Raw genomic sequence first — 17611 nt, forward strand, 5'->3', positions numbered from 1 at the left:
TCACTGCGCGGCCCGGCCGTAACCGGACGCATACCGCATGATTTCTTCCTGATTGGTCTTGGCAGTTTCGAGCACGCCCGTAATCCGGCCCTGGTGGAAAACCGCGATGCGATCCGTCAGCCCCAGAATTTCCGGCAGCTCCGAACTGATGAGAATGACGCCGATGCCCTGAGCGGCCAGCTCATCCATGATCTTGTAGATCGCGAATTTCGCACCGACATCGATGCCACGTGTAGGCTCATCGAAGAACAGGATACGGGATTGGCGGAACAACCACTTGCCGATGATGATCTTTTGCTGATTCCCCCCCGATAGCAGGCGCACGGTCTGCTCGATGGAAGGCGTGCGGATATTCAAGAGGTCGACGTATCGCTTGGTGACCTCGTCGTGTTTCCTGAAGTCGATCAGCCCAAAACGGTTGGAAAGTTCGCCGAGATTGGCGAGCGTCGTATTGGCCGCCACCGACATCTTGATGGCGAGGCCGTCGCTTTTCCGGTCTTCCGAGAGATAGGCGATGCCTTCTTTAATCGCATCCTGCGGTGAGCTGATCGAAAGCTCGCGCCCATTGAACGTGATCTTGCCGGCATCGAGCGGGTCCGCCCCAAAAATCGCCCGCGCGACTTCCGTTCGACCTGCACCCATAAGGCCGGCAAAACCCAGGATTTCGCCACGCCGAAGCGAAAAACTGACATCGCTGAACACGCCGTTGCGGGTCAGCCCATCGACGGAGAAGATGATATCGTCCGTCGGGCGCGACGTGCGTTCGGGGAATTTATCCTCCAGCGAACGCCCGACCATACGCGTGACGATGTCATCAACGGTGATGGAGGCGAAGTCGTCGGTCGAAATATAACGTCCGTCGCGCAAGACCGTCACACGATCGACGATCTCGGCCATTTCGTCGAGACGGTGAGAAATATAGACGATACCGACGCCGGAAGCCTTGAGGTCTCTGATGACCTTGAAGAGAAGGCGGGTTTCCTGCTCCGTCAGAGAAGAGGTCGGCTCATCCATGATGAGCACTTCAGCATCAAGAGAGAGCGCCTTGGCGATTTCCACCATCTGGCATTGGGCGACGGAGAGGCCGCGGACGATCTGATCCGGATCGATATCGACACCCAGCCGGTCAAGACAGCGCTTGGCATCGAGGCGCAGCTTCTTGCGGTCAACCAGGAAACCGCGACGCGGTTCGCGCGCAAGATAGATGTTTTCGGCGACGGAAAGATGCGGAACGAGATTGAGTTCCTGGTGGATGATGGCGATGCCGGCAGCTTCGGACTCGAGCGGGGAGGCGTATTGCACCTTCACGCCCTTGTGCCGGATGGTGCCATCACTTGGCTGGTACACACCGCTGATGATTTTCATCAGCGTCGATTTTCCCGCCCCGTTCTCACCACAGACAGCATGCACCTCGCCGCCGCGCAGATCGAAATGCACATTCGACAAGGCTTTGACGCCCGGGAATTCCTTGCTGATATTTTCGAGACGCAGAAGGGCCGAACGCTCCGCGCGCGCCATCTCCTCAGGCGAGTACTCGCCCCGAATTGTCGATGCGCCCTGCGACATCTGGAAACCTCCCACCCGTATCCCCGCTCCACCGGGGTCATGAACAGGTCAAATGGTTAGGCCGGTTTTTTTAAATGGTCAAGCCAATTAGCTGACAATTTGCGAATCCGGACTCATAGCGAAAATTTCATATCTAAACTTCTTCGGTAAAAAACGTGTAATTTCAAGTATTTAAGTAATTTCTTGCGTATTGATACGCTTGGCGCTACGGTAAGGCCAAATATGAACTTCAGACAGGACTTGTCGTAAAACTCATGAGTGGTCAGGCCAAAATAGCGGAGCCGCGCAGGCTTTATCAGCAGATTGCGGACCAGATACGCGAACTCATCGATCTGGGTGAATTCCTGCCCGGTACGCGGCTTCCCGCTGAGCGGGAACTGGCTCAGAAGCTCGGTGTATCGAGGCCTTCGCTGCGCGAGGCCCTGATTGCGCTTGAGATCGACAACACAGTGGAAATTCGTATGGGTTCCGGCGTCTATGTTTCGGCGGAAGCGCTGCAGACGACCCACCATACCAAATCGCTTGGCGACAGCCCCTCCGAACTGATGCAGGCGCGCGCCGCATTGGAGGGTGCCACCATCGTGCTGGCGGCAAGCCGGATGACCGATGAAGCGATCGCGACCCTGCGCCAGATACTCAATACCATGCAGAGGGAAATAGAGGCCGGTCGCAAGCCGCTGGATCAGGACCGGCTGTTTCACGTCACAATAGCCGAGCAATCCGGTAACAGCGTTTTAGCCCGAATGGTGGCCAACCTTTTCGATGAGCGCCATAGCCCCATTTCGGCCCAGCTCCGCGTGAAGTTTGAAGACCGCGATACCTGGACCCATGCTCTTCAGGAACATGAGGCCATTCTCGCCGCGCTTGAACTGAAAGACCCGCTGTTGGCGCAGGCCGCCATGCATACCCATCTGGAAGGTTCTAAGAGACGCTGGGTCGAAAACTGATTCAGGAGCATAGCAGACAATATACCGGGAGGAGGAACATCCGTGAGTGAGAATTCCGAGGCAACCATTTTGCTGAACGCCAACGACAACGTTGCGGTGGCGCGTCGGTCCATCCCGGCGGGCGGCGCGACGGGCAGGGGCGATCTGGCGGCGCTCGAATTGATTGGGCGCGGGCACAAAGTGGCCCTTAAATTCATCAGATCCGGAGATGAGGTGCTGAAATACGGGCAGGTGATTGGCATTGCCACCCAGGACATCGAACCTGGTCGGCACGTGCACCTGCACAATCTTGCCATGGTGCCTTCCGAACACGCGCATCAGTTCAGCGTCGACATTGAGGAGAAGGGCATGGTGCCGCAAGCCGAGCGCCGTACCTTCATGGGATATGACCGTGGCCTCGGCGGTGTCGGAACGAGAAACTATATCGGCGTCATCGCTTCTGTGAACTGTTCCGCCACGGTGTCACGCTATATCGCCGATTATTTCAACAAGCAGGGCGGCCTTGATGGTTTCGACAACGTCGATGGCGTCGTGGCGCTGACCCACGGCGGGGGCTGCGCGCTGAATACAAAATCGGAAGGCTACCGTCTGCTGATCCGCACCATCCAGGGCTATGCCCGCCATCCCAATTTTGGTGGAATCCTGTTGATCGGCTTGGGCTGTGAGACCAACCAGATCGCGCCTATCCTCGAACATTACAAAATGGAGGAGGGCGACCGGCTGCGCACCATGACAATCCAGCAGCATGGCGGCACCCGCAAAACGATCGACGCGGCAATTACCGAGATTAAGGCCATGCTGCCGATGGTCAATGCCGCACGCCGTACGGAACAGCCGCTTTCAAAGCTGAAAGTGGCGCTGGAATGCGGCGGTTCCGACGGATACTCCGGCATTTCCGCCAACCCGGCCCTCGGATATGCCTCCGACCTCATCGTCCGCAATGGCGGCACCACAGTTCTCTCCGAAACGCCGGAGATTTACGGCGCCGAACATCTTTTGACCAAGCGCGCCATCACCCCTGCCGTCGCCGAAAAGCTTTTGCAGCGCATCGACTGGTGGCGTGATTACACGGCTCGTAACGGCGATGAACTCAACAACAACCCCTCTCACGGCAACAAGCTTGGCGGCCTGACAACCATTCTGGAGAAATCGCTGGGCGCGGTCGCCAAGGGCGGATCCATGCCGTTGAAGGCGGTGTACGAATTTGCGGAGACAGTAACGGAGCAGGGTTTCGTCTTCATGGACACACCCGGTTACGACCCTGTTGCCGTGACAGGGCAGGTTGCCGGCGGCTGTAACGTCATCTGTTTCACCACCGGCCGCGGCTCGGTTTCCGGCTTCAAGCCTGCACCATGCATCAAGATCGCCACAAATTCCGAAATGTATGAACACATGAAGGAAGATATGGATTTGAACTGCGGCGAGATCGTTACCGGGAACGAAACAATCGAAGAATCCGGCGAAAGAATTTTCGAACACATCATAGCGGTGGCCTCCGGCAACAAGACTGTCAGCGAGATCTACGACTATGGCGATAATGAATTCGTGCCCTGGCAGGTCGGCGCAGTGACCTGAGCCCTCACCCCACTGTCCCACGTGAAACAAAAAAGGCCCGAAGAGCGATTCTTCGGGCCTTGTTCATTTCTGATCATATTGCGCTTAATGGCGGAAGTGACGCATGCCAGTAAAGACCATCGCAACATCGTGCTCATTGGCAGCGTCGATCACTTCCTGATCGCGCATGGAACCGCCGGGCTGAATAACGGCAGTCGCGCCAGCGGCAATCGCCGCAAGCAGGCCATCGGCAAAGGGATAAAAGGCTTCCGAAGCGACGGCAGAGCCACGGGTCAGCGGTTCAGCCAGGCCGAGAGCCCTGGCGGCATCTTCGGCCTTCTGAGCCGCGATACGGGCCGAGTCGACGCGGCTCATCTGGCCGGCGCCGATACCCGCTGTCTGGCCGTCCTTGGCGTAGATGACGGCGTTGGATTTCACGTGCTTGGCGATCTTGAAGGCAAACTTCATGTCTTCAAGTTCCTGCGCCGTCGGCGCGCGCTTGGTGACGACCTTGAGATCCAGATCTTCGACCATGCCATTATCGCGACTTTGGACCAGAAGGCCGCCCGAAACCGTCTTTGCGGTAATGCCGGCCGCGCGCGGGTCAGGCAGGCCGCCGGCTGCCAGAAGTCGCAGGTTAGGTTTGCGGGCAATGATCGATTTTGCTTCTTCTGTAACATCAGGTGCGATGATGACTTCAGTGAAAAGCTTGACGATCTCTTCCGCCGTTTCCGCATCAAGCGTGCGGTTGAGAGCGATGACGCCGCCGAAGGCCGAGACGGAATCGCATGCCAGCGCTCGCCGGTAGGCTTCTGCAAGCGTCGGACCGGTCGCGACGCCACAGGGATTGGCGTGCTTGATGATTGCAACGGCCGGCGCATTTTCCGGCAGGAACTCCGCAACCAGTTCGTAGGCGGCGTCGGTGTCGTTGATATTATTGTAGGACAGTTGCTTGCCCTGAAGAAGCGTCGCTGTTGCCACGCCAGGCCGCTTTTCTCCGGTCAGATAAAAACCGGCGCTCTGGTGCGGGTTTTCGCCATAACGCATCTTTTCCTTCAGCACGCCGCCAATGGCGCGGTAGTCAGGGGTTTCGATAGCGAGCGCCTCGGCAAACCAGTTGGAAATCATTGCGTCATAAGCAGCCGTGCGGGCATAAGCCTTGGCGGCGAAGCGCTGGCGCAGCGCATAGTTTGTCTGTCCGTCATCGGCCTGCAGGGCTTCAACCAGATCAGGATAATCGGACGGATCGGTCACCACGGTCACATAGGCATGATTCTTCGCCGATGCCCGGATCATGGCCGGACCACCAATATCAATGTTTTCCACCGTGGTCGGATAATCGCCGCCCTTGGCGCGAACGTCCTCGAACGGATAAAGATTGATGACAGAAAGATCGATGGCCTCAATACCGTGAGCCTTCATCGCATCCACATGTTCGGCATCATCCCGGATTGCCAGAAGCCCACCATGCACGTTGGGATGCAGAGTCTTGACGCGGCCATCCATGATCTCGGGAAAATTGGTGACCTCGGAGACATCCGTCACCGGCAGACCCGCATCGGCAATAGCCTTTGCCGTTCCGCCCGTCGAGAGCAGCTTGACGCCGAGTTTGGACAGAACTGTCGCCAGCTCGATAATGTCGGTCTTGTCGGACACGGAGAGAAGCGCCGTGCGAATTTTGACCTTGTCGGGAGCGGGAATTTTTTTGGATACGACGGCCATCGAATATACTCCGTTAAACGGGGAGGACAGGCTGGAACGGGTTTTCCAGCAATTGCCGCCGCGTTAACACAGCTTACCGCAAGAATAAACAGCGGGGACGTCGAAGGATAAAAACTAGGGTATTTTTGCCAAATTCCAGGGGGAAAGGCTCAGGCCTGACGCTCAATAAGCCAACGAATCTCCCGCGTATTGGCGAGATTGAACGGTAGCTCGATCTGCTGCGATGGCCGCATGCCGGACGCATCGGCCATGAACACGTCCTCGGTCATGAAAAGCTCCAACCCCGGTGCCGTCAGCAACCAAGTGGTTCCGTCCGCGGCCTCAAGATAAATTGACTCATCATCCCGCTGGTGCAGCTGGATATGGGGGTGGATGTGGAAACGCGAAACCGCCGAGACCGACTGGGTCTGCGCGTTTGCGGCATTGTGATCGGCCCTTAGCAGGTCACGACCCTTTATCTTGGTGCCAGCGGCATTCAGCTCTATCTCCCGTTCGTGATAACAGCCGAAGTTGTGAAGATATCCGTCATGCGCCGCCCACAGGACATCATTGCCGTTTACACCCGTTTCGCGCCGGCTATCGACCTGGCTGACACCGGAAACCATGATCGGTCCGAGCAATCTGGACCGCGACAGTCTGCATGAAGACGTGTCGGCAAGCGTGACGGTGGAATGAGCAGCGGTCGACCGGCTAGCCCGTTGATATTCAGGCGCCGCATTTCGCGGAAACCCGGAATTGACGATGAAGCGGTTTTTTCCGCATGACATCTCGAAAGAGAGGCAGCCCGAATGCGCGTTACGTGAAAGCTCGGCCGAGCCAGGATAGCCCGTATCCACGATAACCACCGTTTCGCCCGCGGCAAGGCGGTGATAATTCACATCCGGCAACACCTTTGAAGGCCGGCCCGCTGTCTCATCATAACGGAGCACCGAAACAAGCTCATTGGCGAGCGTGGCTGTTGCGCCGTTGAACAAGGCGAGATCGCCGCCCTGGTGCCGAAAAAACCGTATCGCCGGAAACATGCGGTCTATCGCAGGAACCAGCCCGGACGGCAGGTCATGGCCGAGATTGATATAGCTTTGTCGGAGGGGCAGAAGGTCGAGCAGCAGATCCAGCATCACGCGCGGATTGCGGGAGACATGCCCGCCATCAGGCAGGATCTGCCGCTCCATTTCCTGAGCCAGCTTCATTCCGTGCCGCGCGATCCGCGACATCCGGGTGGGCATGGCGATAGAAGCCATGGCAAGCGCGATCCTGATCCGCAGTCTCACCTCCCCATCCGGCGCGTGCCTGACGATTTTCTCGAGGTAACGCACGTGAAAGACCAGGCTTTTCAGAAACCGGCGATAAAAACCCGCATCTGCTTCGTATAGGACCACGGGCGAGTGAGAAAGCCAGGCGATCAATCTCTGCGCCGCGATTTCCGGAGCCCACGCAACCCCCGCAAGCTTTTTGCCATGGATGGCCATCCATTCGGCGACGATACGGCGGGCCTTCCTGCATGCCTCGCTCGATCTGTCGGAACGGATGTGGCGCAGCCAGCTAAACGCGTGCAGCCGCTCTTCAAAAACAAGCGAAGGATATTCCACCTGAAAAGGCGAGTGGCCACCGGTTTCCATGACACGGCCGGCAAGCGCGATACGGCCGCGCAGCAACTCCTCGGCAAAATAGGGATCGATTGCCCGAAGATCCGTCGGTGCCGCAACCAGCCCCTCCGGCGCACGATTGGCAAAACGTGAAACATGCAGACGTAACGGCGTGAGGCCGACACACAGATGGCGATACGCCATCCGCGAAAGAAGACCGGCGGCATTCATGCTGCCTGCAAAGGACCCTAACAAGCTGTGTTTCCCGTTTCACATGTTTTGTTTTTATCAGTGAACCGTGATGACCGGAACGTTATCGACAATTATCCAATGATTCGCGAAAGCTTGGCTTTTTTCTACTTCTTACGCAAGACACTGCTAAAAAACCCATCGACCCCCCCGAACATGTCGGGCGTGGTGCGAAGGTCACCCTCGGCGTTGATCGCCGCTTCCATTCCCGGCCAATCCTCACTGTGGACGGCGACACGTTCTACATCGGGATTTTCCGCCAGGACTTCGGCAATCATCGCCTCACCTTCGGAAGGATCGAGCGAGCAATTGGAAAACACCACGATACCGCCTGGTGCAACCAGCGTCAGCGCGTGCCGCAACATCTGGCCCTGCAGAGCAGCCAGCTTGGCAATATCGGCCTCGTCCTTCGTCCAGCAAACATCGGGATGTTTGCGCAATGTCCCGGTTGAAGAGCAGGGTGCGTCGAGAAGAACAGCGTCAAAAAGCTGCTCCGGCTGATACTTCAACATATTGACCTCAACCGTTTCGGCCTGAAGGCCAAGCCGGTCGAGATTTTCCCTCAGGCGACGAAGACGATTGCCAGACTGATCCAGCGCCGTCACTTTCGCACCCGCAAGTGCAAGCTGGGCCGTCTTGCCGCCCGGAGCGGCGCAGAGATCGGCAACACGCTTGCCTGAGATATCTCCGAGTAATCGCACGGGCATGCTGGCCGCAAGATCCTGCACCCACCAGGCGCCTTCCGCAAAACCTTCGAGAGAAGGTATCTGGCCTTCAAATTCACCCAGGCGCACGCTGCCATTCGGCATGACGGTTCCGCCCAGCTTCTCAGCCCAGAGGGCAGGATCGGCCTTGACGGTGAGGTCGATGGAAGAGGGTGTGAGCTGCGCGGCAGAGATGCGTTGCGCCACCTCATGCCCATAGGCCGAAACCAGCCTTGCGTAGAACCAGTCCGGCAGGACCGACACACCGGCGACGGCCTTTTCGATTTCGGCCTTCTCACGACCCAGCCGTCGCAGAACCGCGTTGACCAGCTTTACGAAGCGCCTGTTGCGTGGATCACGATGCGCCTGCTCGACAGCGAGATCGACGGCCGAGTGATCCGGGACATCAAGGTAGAGCATTTGCGCCGCGCCAACGACGAGAATGTGGTGCAATGAACGCGCACCCTGCGGCAACGGGCCATCCAGCAGCATTGACAGCGCCGTTTCGATCCGAGGGAGGTGACGAAGCGCGCTATTGACGATGGCTCTCACCAGCGCTCTGTCCGCGGGCGACAGCGCGCGATAAACAGGATTGCCATTTTCGCTGTCCAGCATACCGTCCAGCGAGGTTTTCTTTTCCAGAACGGCGGCCAATATGCGGGCGGCAGCTATGCGCGCAGGAAGACCGGGTTTGTCCTGGAAAGACGAAGGGCCGTCTTCACGGCCCCTGCCTTGCGCCAACCTCGGTTTTTTGGACCGTGACGGCTTATTTTGAATATCTGATGTCAAGACCAAGGTCCCTTGCGCTCATTTTCATTGCCCCGTCCCCAGCCTGTCTTGGGAACCGAACCCGATTTGCGCTGAGGTCTATCACCCGATGGCGGCGGCGTCGATCCTCGCGGGGAAAACTCCTGTGCTATCGCATGCAATGCCGCCACCCGGTTTTCCGTATTCGGGTGCGTGGAGAAAAGGTTGTCCATACGTTCACCCGAGAGCGGGTTGATGATGAACATATGCGCTGTTGCGGGATTGCGCTCCGCGTCGTCATTGTGGATGCGTTGCGCCATGCCGGAAATCTTTTGCAACGCCGATGCAAGCCAGAGAGGATTGCCACAGATTTCAGCGCCACGCCGGTCGGCGGAATATTCGCGAGTTCGGCTGATCGCCATCTGGACCAGCATTGCGGCAAGCGGTGCGACGATCATCGCAACCAGGACGCCGATGAATCCGAGAGGATTATTATTGTTTTCCCGATTGCCGCCAAAGAAGAACGCGAAGTTGCCGAGCATGGAAATCGCACCCGCCAGCGTAGCGGTAATTGTCATTGTCAGCGTATCCCGGTTTTGCACATGCGCCAGTTCATGCGCCATCACACCGGCCACTTCCTCGGGCGTCAAACGCTCCAGCAGACCCGTTGAAGCAGCGACAGCGGCGTTTTGCGGGTTCCTTCCCGTCGCAAAGGCGTTTGGCTGCGGGCTGTCATAAATATAGACCTTCGGCATGGGCAGGCCGGCATTGTGTGAGAGATCGCGGATCATGTGGAAGAACTCAGGCGCATTCGCCTCATCGATTTCCCGGGCATGATAGGCCGAGAGAACCATCTTATCTGAATTCCAGTAGGAAAAAAGATTCATGCCGGCAGCCATGACGAGAGCAATCATCATGCCGCCCTTGCCCCCTATCAGAAAACCGACGCCCATGAACAATGCCGTCATGAAGGCCAGAAGCATTGCCGTGCGCATCATGTTCATCCGCTGAAATCTCCCTGTCGTGGCCGGAATTCTCATCGCCGGATTATTCCGGGGTTTAAAAAATCCCTATGGGTATATAATCTGGGAAACGGCAAACATATTTCAATATCCCGTTATAGGGAGGGTTTCTCATGCAGGATGCGGATAACGACAACGGCGCGGAGCAGCGGAGGCGGCTATCGCCCGCGGCTGAGCGGGCCCTGAAAGAAGCAGAAGAACGGCGCAAACAACAGGCAGATCTACAGTTACCGCCGGAAACCGGTGGCCGCGGCGGCGCCGAACCGGTTCGTTTCGGCGACTACGAAATAAAGGGCCGCGCAATAGATTTTTAGGCGGTCGCCATAACGATAATACCCGCCAACGGCGGGTATTTTTCAATTAAAACAAGTACTTATTGTTTATTTTCCAATAAACGACACACTGCCTCAAGTTGCTCGAGCGTGCGGTAAGCGATACGGATTTGCCCGGATCCCCCCTTGTGGTTAATCTTTACGTCGAGACCGAGGGCATCAGAAAGACTGCGCTCCAGTGCGACTGTATCTGAATCTTTTTCCGCGGCAGGGCGCTTTTCCGTAGCTTCGCCCTGCGATTTAATGTCGTTCTGAGCCAATCTCTCGGCATCACGGACCGACAAGCCCTTGGAAACAATCATGCGTGCGAGATTCGCCGGATCGGAAGTGGAAACAAGCGCCCGCGCATGACCTGCGGAAAGCGACCCATCCGCGAGCATGTCGCGTACCGAGTCCGGAAGTTTCAATAGCCGAAGGCTGTTGGCGACGTGGCTTCGGCTCTTGCCGATAATCTCACCGAGATCGTTCTGAGTGTAACCGTGTTCCGCGATCAGCTGCTCATAACCCATCGCCTCTTCCAGCGGATTGAGGTCTGAGCGCTGGACGTTCTCAACGATGGCCAACTCGAGCGCCGTTCGATCATCCACATCACGAACGATAACAGGCACGTCGGTAAAACCGGCCAGCTGCGCAGCGCGCCAGCGCCTTTCACCGGCAATAATCTCGTATCGATTCACCCCGACCGTCCGCACTACCACAGGCTGAACAATGCCATGCTGCCGGATGGACGCGGCCAAATCCTGCAGTTCATTTTCATCGAAGTGACGACGTGGGTTCCGTTGGCTACGAGCAATGAACTCTATCGGAATGGTGCGATCAGCGCTGACAGTACGCTGGGGTTCACCCACGGGTACAGGCTGGTCCATTTCGCCGATCAAGGCCGCGAGACCACGTCCCAGCCGGCGCTTGGAAAGATCATCACTCATAAGATATCACTCCGTAGATTGCGGCAGACGTCAGGCGGCTTTACGCAAACGCTCTCTCTGGATCACTTCCGATGCGAGCTGAAGATAGGCCTGACTACCAGCACATTTCAAATCATAAAGAATTGCCGGCTTACCATAAGATGGGGCCTCGGAAACGCGAACATTGCGCGGAATGAGCGTATGGTAAACCTTTTCTCCGAGATGCGTTCTGACATCCGAGACAACCTGTTGCGCCAGATTATTGCGCGCATCGAACATCGTCAGAACAATCCCTTGGATATCGAGCTGCGGATTGACCGACCCTCTTATCTGGCTGACCGTATCGAGCAACTGGCTAAGGCCTTCCAGCGCAAAAAACTCGCATTGCAGTGGCACCAGCACGGAATGCGCGGCCGTCATCGCGTTCATCGTCAGAAGGTTGAAGGACGGGGGGCAGTCGACAAGAATATAAGAATAGCCTCTAGCCTCTGTCGTCTCCATCGCTTCACGCAGAAGAAAGACTCGATTGGCAACGGTAGCAACCTGCATCTCGAAACCAAGCAGATCCATCGTCGATGGCACGATATCGAGATTTGGAACGGCGGTTGGGACAGCGACTTCCGCAATATTGTGATCACCGACCAGGAGATCATAAGAGGAGAGCTTCCGCTCTCGCCGGTCAATCCCCAGCCCGGTACTGGCGTTACCCTGCGGGTCCAGATCAACTATCAATACCCGCTCACCAATGGCTGCCAGCGCTGTGGCCAGATTGATAGCAGTCGTTGTTTTACCGACACCACCCTTCTGGTTTGCTACTGCGATAATCCGGTTTTTTTCCAAAGTCATGCCGCACCTGGCCAGCTTGTCAGCGCCTCGGAGCGAGGTTGCTGATTTCAAGAACAACAGAATCTGCCTCAATGGCACTCCGATGTTTTACCAGATCAAACTGCCAGCGACCATGTGCTTTCTGCACTTCGGATTCATAATCCCGGCCTTTATTGAAATATGCCTTGAGATCGGGATTTTTTGTGGCCCAGGGATGGATATAGTCGAAAAGCAAATCCAGCTCCGCCAGTGCGCGGGCCGACACAGAATCGCACGTCTCGAGAATGGCAGGTGCTTTCTCAATTCGCACGGGATGCACCGCTCCACGCGCGCCGGTTTCCTTTAGCACTATCCGGAGAAATGCGGCCTTCTTATTGTTACTTTCCACCAGATCGACCCAGCCGCCGCCAATTTCAGAGAGAAATATGGCAGTGACTACACCGGGAAAACCCCCACCGCTGCCCAGATCCACCCATCTTTGCGGATGAGGAGAGAGATGAAATATCTGGGCGCTGTCGGCAATGTGGCGGCTCCAGAGTTCTGTAAGAGTGGAGGGGGCCACCAGATTGGTGGTCTTATTCCACTTCTTGAAGAGCTCAACAAAATGCTCGAGCTTCTCCTGTGTTTCACGTGAAACACTCTGGCCGTTTATCTTCATAATCCGACTCGCTATTGGTGCAGACGCAATTTTTCATTCTGCGTAGAAGAGTTTTTCCGCAGAAGGGCGAGAAGCAGCGATATCGCAGCCGGCGTCATACCGTCAACACGTGCGGCCTGGGCGACGTTTTCTGGACGGGCCTTTTCCAACTTTTGTTTCAATTCATTGGAAAGGCCGGACAGGCTTTGAAAATCGAAATCGTCAGGAATCTTTCGCTCTTCGTCGCGTTTGATGTCCACGATATCGGCGCTCTGGCGCTGCATATACACAGCGTAACCAGCCTCGATTTGCAGCACATCCGCAATTTTCTCGGGAAGCCCACCCAACTCGGGCCAGTGCTGTTTGAGGACATCAAGCGACATATCAGGATAGGCAAGCAATTCATAAACGGAGCGGCGTTGTCCGTCCTGATTGAGCTTTAATCCCTGTTTTGCTGCCTGCGAAGGGCTGATCGTGAGGGTCTTCAGCAAGTCACGACCCCGACCGAGTTCTTCTATAAAATTATCGAATCGCTTTTGACGGTGATAACCGATGATTCCCGCCCGCTGACCCACTGGCGTTAGCCGCAGATCGGCATTATCGACCCGTAACGACAGCCTATATTCCGCTCGTGACGTAAACATTCGGTAGGGTTCGCTGACACCCTTGGATGTCAGATCATCGATCATGACGCCGATGTAGGATTCCGTCCGGCTGAAATAATGCGGATCGCTGTTGCCTGCATAAAGAGAGGCATTGAGGCCGGCGACGAGCCCCTGAGCAGCTGCTTCTTCATAACCGGTTGTGCCGTTGATCTGCCCCGCAAGGAATAGTCCCGCAATCTTGCGACACTCGAGGGAGGGCTTGAGTTCTCGCGGGTCGACATAGTCATATTCGATCGCGTAACCCGGCTGCAAGATCGCAACCCGCTCGAGACCGGGTACGGTGTGGATGAACTGTTCCTGAACAGACGCCGGAAGTGACGTGGAAATTCCGTTAGGGTAGATCGTATGATCATCCAGTCCCTCGGGCTCCAGAAATATCTGATGACCATCACGCTCGCCAAACCGGGTGATCTTGTCTTCAATAGACGGACAATAACGCGGACCGACGCCTTCGATCTGACCCGAATACATTGCTGAAAGATGGATATTCTCTTGAATGACCCTGTGCCCGGCTGATGTGGTTCTGGTAACTCCACATTCGATTTGCGGATTCACGATATTGTCGGTCATGAAGGAGAAGGGCACAGGATCTTCGTCTGCGCCTTGTCGATCAACACCGCTCCAGTCAATTGTTCGCCCGTCCAGACGGGCAGGCGTGCCGGTCTTAAGTCTGCCCATGCGAAGACCAAGCCGCGAGAGAGTGTTGGAAAGGCCGATTGACGGTTCTTCACCCACACGGCCGGCCGGTACCTTTTCGGAGCCGATATGAATAAGGCCACGCAAGAAGGTACCACTTGTCAGTACCACGGCACCGCAGGGAATCCGGCTACCATTCGCCATGACGACAGCAGCCACTCGCTCATTCGTCATCTCAATATCAAGAGCGTCGCCCTCAATAATGGTAAGATTCTCGATATTTGCAATTTCGCCCTGCATCGCTTCACGGTAAAGACGGCGATCCGCCTGGGTGCGGGGACCTCGCACGGCCGGACCCTTTTTGCGATTGAGCATGCGAAACTGAATACCGGCAGCGTCAGCCACCCGCCCCATCAGACCATCCAGGGCGTCGATCTCGCGAACGAGATGGCCCTTTCCAAGCCCGCCAATTGCTGGATTGCAGGACATGACACCGATGGTGTCGCGTTTATGGGTCACGAGCGCGGTTTTTGCACCATGGCGAGCCGCAGCCGCGGCCGCTTCACTGCCGGCATGTCCACCACCTATAATAACGACATCAAATGACTGGTGCATCTATCTGCGCCCTGTTCTGATCTGACCGCGCGTCCGCGGCCCATGTTTCACGTGAATCATTTTCCTATGCAGAATTCTGAAAAGATGACGCCCAGCAAATCTTCAACATCGACGCGTCCTGTAATACGACCAAGCGATGTCGCTGCGAGCCGCAAATATTCCGACCTTATAGCAAGGTCCATGGCTTCAGAATCGAGCGCATCACTAACATAGTTAAGCGTCTCTTCAAGTCGTTTTTTATGGCGGGCCCGGGCGGGCATCAAAGTCTGGGCCCCTTGCAATCGCGATTCAATCTCCCGCTTTATCAAGAACCGCAATTCATCGAGACCAATCCCTTCTTTCGCCGAGATCGCCAGATCGAACTCAGCTCTAGGCGTCGAAGACGACAACGCCGCCTTGGTCCTGACGCGCAGATGCGGCTTTGCAGACAGTGATGCGATGGTTTGTTTCGGAAACGAATCGTTATCTTGCAGCACCAGAATGAGATCCGCAGTCTCCGCTGTCAAAACAGCGCGCCGCACCCCCTCCTGTTCCACCACATCATACGTTTCCCTCAGGCCTGCCGTGTCGAATATTCGTACCAGATAGCCCTCAAGGTTAATGTCCACGCTCAATACGTCCCTGGTCGTACCGGCAATGTCGGTGACGATGGCGATATCCCGGCCAGCTAACGAATTCAGCAGCGTGGATTTCCCGGCATTGGGTTCTCCGATGAGCGCCACCTTGAAACCGTCCCGGATAATCTCGCCGTTTCCGCCTGCCTCCATATGGGAGGCGATTTCCGCTTTCAGCTGTTTCATCGCCTCCCATACCTGTCCAGATACGGAATCCGGGACATCCTCCTCGTCGGCGAAGTCGAGCTCCGCCTCGATCAGCGCACGCGCACGAGTCAGGCGCTGAGCCCATCCGTCATAAAGAGCCGAAAGATTGCCTGTACTCTGTTCAACCGCCAGACGACGCTGCATCTCCGTTTCAGCCTGAAGCAGGTCGGCCAAACCTTCGACTTCAAGCAGGTCCATCTTGCCATTCTCGAACGCCCTGCGCGAAAACTCCCCGGCCTCCGCAGGACGTACATCCGGGAACCGGTCGAACTCAGTAAAAATCGAGGCAATGACTGCCCGGCTTCCATGGCATTGGATTTCAACGCAGTCCTCACCTGTGAAGGAATGTGGTGCAGGGAAAGACATTACGAGCGCCTGGTCGATGGTCTCATTGTTTCGATTCCGAACCAAACTCAGCCTGGCTTTTCGTGGTGCCGGAAGCTCTCGTCCGGTCAATGCTGTCAGCATCGCGAAAGACATGGGTCCGCTGATCCTCACGACGGCCACCCCGGCCGGGAGGGCACCGCTCGAAAGTGCATATATCGTATCAGGGGAAGGCATGGCGCACCTCGATCAAAACAGTCAAGCCGCATTCGAATAAACGAATGCGGCTTTAACGATCTCAGATGAATCCGGTTAATTTCCGGTTCAGGTGTTCATCGATTCGAAGAAATCCGAATTGTTTTTAGTCTGCTTCAGCTTATCGATGAGGAACTCGATGGCGTCCATCGTTCCCATCGGCGCGAGAATACGGCGAAGAACAAAAATCTTCTGCAAATCCTGGCGCGGCACCAGGAGGTCTTCCTTACGGGTACCAGATTTCAGAATGTCCAGCGCCGGGAAGATACGCTTGTCTGCTACCTTCCGGTCAAGCACGATTTCCGAGTTACCCGTACCCTTGAACTCTTCGAAGATGACTTCATCCATACGGCTGCCAGTGTCGATCAGCGCCGTCGCAATGATCGTCAGCGAGCCGCCTTCTTCGATATTGCGGGCGGCGCCAAAGAAGCGCTTCGGCCGCTGCAGGGCGTTGGCGTCCACACCACCGGTCAGAACCTTGCCGGAAGAGGGAACGACGGTGTTATAGGCGCGACCAAGACGGGTGATGGAATCGAGCAGAATGACGACGTCGCGGCCATGTTCAACGAGGCGCTTCGCCTTTTCTATGACCATTTCAGCGACCTGTACGTGGCGTACCGCTGGTTCATCGAAGGTGGAGGACACAACCTCTCCCTTGACCGAACGCTGCATGTCGGTGACTTCTTCCGGACGCTCGTCGATCAAAAGAACGATGAGGTAACATTCCGGGTGATTTGCCGTGATCGAATGGGCAATGTTCTGTAGCAGAACCGTTTTACCGGTCCGTGGCGGTGCAACGATCAAGCCACGCTGGCCCTTGCCGAGCGGTGCGACGAGATCGATAACCCGCGACGACAGATCCTTGGATGTCGGGACATCAAGCTCCATCTTGAACCGCTCGTTCGGATAGAGCGGCGTCAGATTATCGAAATGGACCTTGTGGCGGATCTTTTCGGGATCGTCGAAATTGATCGTGTTGACCTTCAGAAGGGCGAAGTAGCGCTCACCTTCCTTGGGACCGCGGATCGGTCCTTCAACCGTATCGCCGGTCTTCAGCGAAAACCGACGGATCTGCGAGGGAGAGATGTAAATATCGTCCGGACCCGGCAGATAGTTTGCGTTTGCGGATCGCAGGAACCCGAAACCGTCCTGCAGAACTTCAACGACGCCTTCGCCGATGATTTCGATGTCCTGGCTCGCGAGAACCTTGAGGATTGCGAACATGAGCTCCTGCTTGCGCATGGTGCTCGCATTTTCAACTTCCAGGGATTCGGCAAAAGTCAGCAAGTCGGTAGGCGATTTGCTCTTAAGTTCCTGAAGCTTCATTTCAGCCATGAAGAGAAGACCGTTTAATAATGTAATGTCGGGGGAGGGCGTGTTCGCGAATCAGATGCTGTGGGAAAGACCGCAGATGACTGAATAATTCACATGCCACGAAGATGAGTGGCCCGAAAATAGCGATTGAACATCGCTGCTGCAAGAGGAAAGCACGAATTCCG

The 17611-nt window shown here is 56.2% G+C and carries 14 protein-coding genes; 3 read left to right on the plus strand and 11 right to left on the minus strand.

What is annotated here, in order from left to right; genetic code table 11:
* Window positions 1-1566 carry a sugar ABC transporter ATP-binding protein gene (locus tag EGT36_RS05815; RefSeq protein WP_052114189.1) on the minus strand — a complete coding sequence of 522 codons (1566 nt, stop codon included), beginning with the start codon at window positions 1564-1566 and terminating at the stop codon, window positions 1-3.
* Between the two features lie 254 nt (window positions 1567-1820).
* Here EGT36_RS05815 and EGT36_RS05820 point away from each other — a divergent pair, with 254 nt between their 5' ends.
* Window positions 1821-2513 (plus strand): FadR/GntR family transcriptional regulator, encoded by a 693-nt coding sequence (locus tag EGT36_RS05820; protein WP_004444212.1) that lies wholly within the window; start codon window positions 1821-1823, stop codon window positions 2511-2513.
* Between the two features lie 42 nt (window positions 2514-2555).
* On the plus strand, window positions 2556-4088 hold the full coding sequence (locus EGT36_RS05825) for a UxaA family hydrolase (RefSeq protein ID WP_037090064.1): 1533 nt from the start codon (window positions 2556-2558) through the stop codon (window positions 4086-4088).
* An 84-nt stretch (window positions 4089-4172) separates the two neighbouring features.
* Here the strand turns inward: EGT36_RS05825 and purH are convergent, their stop codons facing one another.
* From purH to htpX, 4 genes are all read right to left on the minus strand, one after another.
* Window positions 4173-5789: a bifunctional phosphoribosylaminoimidazolecarboxamide formyltransferase/IMP cyclohydrolase gene (gene purH, locus EGT36_RS05830; RefSeq protein WP_037090062.1), complete on the minus strand. Its 1617-nt coding sequence runs from the start codon at window positions 5787-5789 to the stop codon at window positions 4173-4175.
* A 149-nt stretch (window positions 5790-5938) separates the two neighbouring features.
* On the minus strand, window positions 5939-7606 hold the full coding sequence (locus tag EGT36_RS05835; protein WP_037090061.1) for a heparinase II/III family protein: 1668 nt from the start codon (window positions 7604-7606) through the stop codon (window positions 5939-5941).
* A gap of 125 nt (window positions 7607-7731) precedes the next feature.
* Window positions 7732-9117, minus strand: coding sequence for an RsmB/NOP family class I SAM-dependent RNA methyltransferase (locus tag EGT36_RS05840; RefSeq protein WP_037090059.1), 1386 nt, complete (start codon window positions 9115-9117; stop codon window positions 7732-7734).
* The gene (gene htpX, locus EGT36_RS05845) at window positions 9114-10079 is read right to left on the minus strand and encodes a zinc metalloprotease HtpX (protein ID WP_037090058.1); all 966 of its coding nucleotides are present in this window, start codon (window positions 10077-10079) and stop codon (window positions 9114-9116) included. Before htpX ends, EGT36_RS05840 begins: the two co-directional genes overlap by 4 nt.
* A gap of 131 nt (window positions 10080-10210) precedes the next feature.
* Here htpX and EGT36_RS05850 point away from each other — a divergent pair, with 131 nt between their 5' ends.
* Entirely contained in the window at window positions 10211-10411 is a 201-nt protein-coding gene (locus EGT36_RS05850; RefSeq protein ID WP_004444223.1) for a DUF1674 domain-containing protein, read from the plus strand.
* 59 nt (window positions 10412-10470) lie between these two features.
* Here EGT36_RS05850 and EGT36_RS05855 read toward each other — a convergent pair whose 3' ends face one another.
* From EGT36_RS05855 to rho, 6 genes are all read right to left on the minus strand, one after another.
* Window positions 10471-11355, minus strand: coding sequence for a ParB/RepB/Spo0J family partition protein (locus EGT36_RS05855; RefSeq protein ID WP_037090057.1), 885 nt, complete (start codon window positions 11353-11355; stop codon window positions 10471-10473).
* 30 nt (window positions 11356-11385) lie between these two features.
* Entirely contained in the window at window positions 11386-12180 is a 795-nt protein-coding gene (locus EGT36_RS05860; RefSeq protein ID WP_006700257.1) for a ParA family protein, read from the minus strand.
* Window positions 12181-12199: 19 nt separating this feature from the next.
* Window positions 12200-12817 (minus strand): 16S rRNA (guanine(527)-N(7))-methyltransferase RsmG, encoded by a 618-nt coding sequence (gene rsmG, locus EGT36_RS05865; RefSeq protein ID WP_037090056.1) that lies wholly within the window; start codon window positions 12815-12817, stop codon window positions 12200-12202.
* 11 nt (window positions 12818-12828) lie between these two features.
* Complete coding sequence (gene mnmG, locus EGT36_RS05870; RefSeq protein WP_125270125.1) at window positions 12829-14712, minus strand: tRNA uridine-5-carboxymethylaminomethyl(34) synthesis enzyme MnmG; 1884 nt, start codon at window positions 14710-14712, stop codon at window positions 12829-12831.
* Between the two features lie 56 nt (window positions 14713-14768).
* Window positions 14769-16094 (minus strand): tRNA uridine-5-carboxymethylaminomethyl(34) synthesis GTPase MnmE, encoded by a 1326-nt coding sequence (mnmE, locus tag EGT36_RS05875; protein WP_037090054.1) that lies wholly within the window; start codon window positions 16092-16094, stop codon window positions 14769-14771.
* 87 nt (window positions 16095-16181) lie between these two features.
* Window positions 16182-17447 carry a transcription termination factor Rho gene (gene rho / locus EGT36_RS05880; protein WP_004444236.1) on the minus strand — a complete coding sequence of 422 codons (1266 nt, stop codon included), beginning with the start codon at window positions 17445-17447 and terminating at the stop codon, window positions 16182-16184.
* Window positions 17448-17611: the final 164 nt, after the last annotated feature.

The organism is Agrobacterium sp. FDAARGOS_525 (assembly GCF_003938925.1).
Classification (GTDB): Bacteria; Pseudomonadota; Alphaproteobacteria; order Rhizobiales; family Rhizobiaceae; genus Agrobacterium; species Agrobacterium pusense.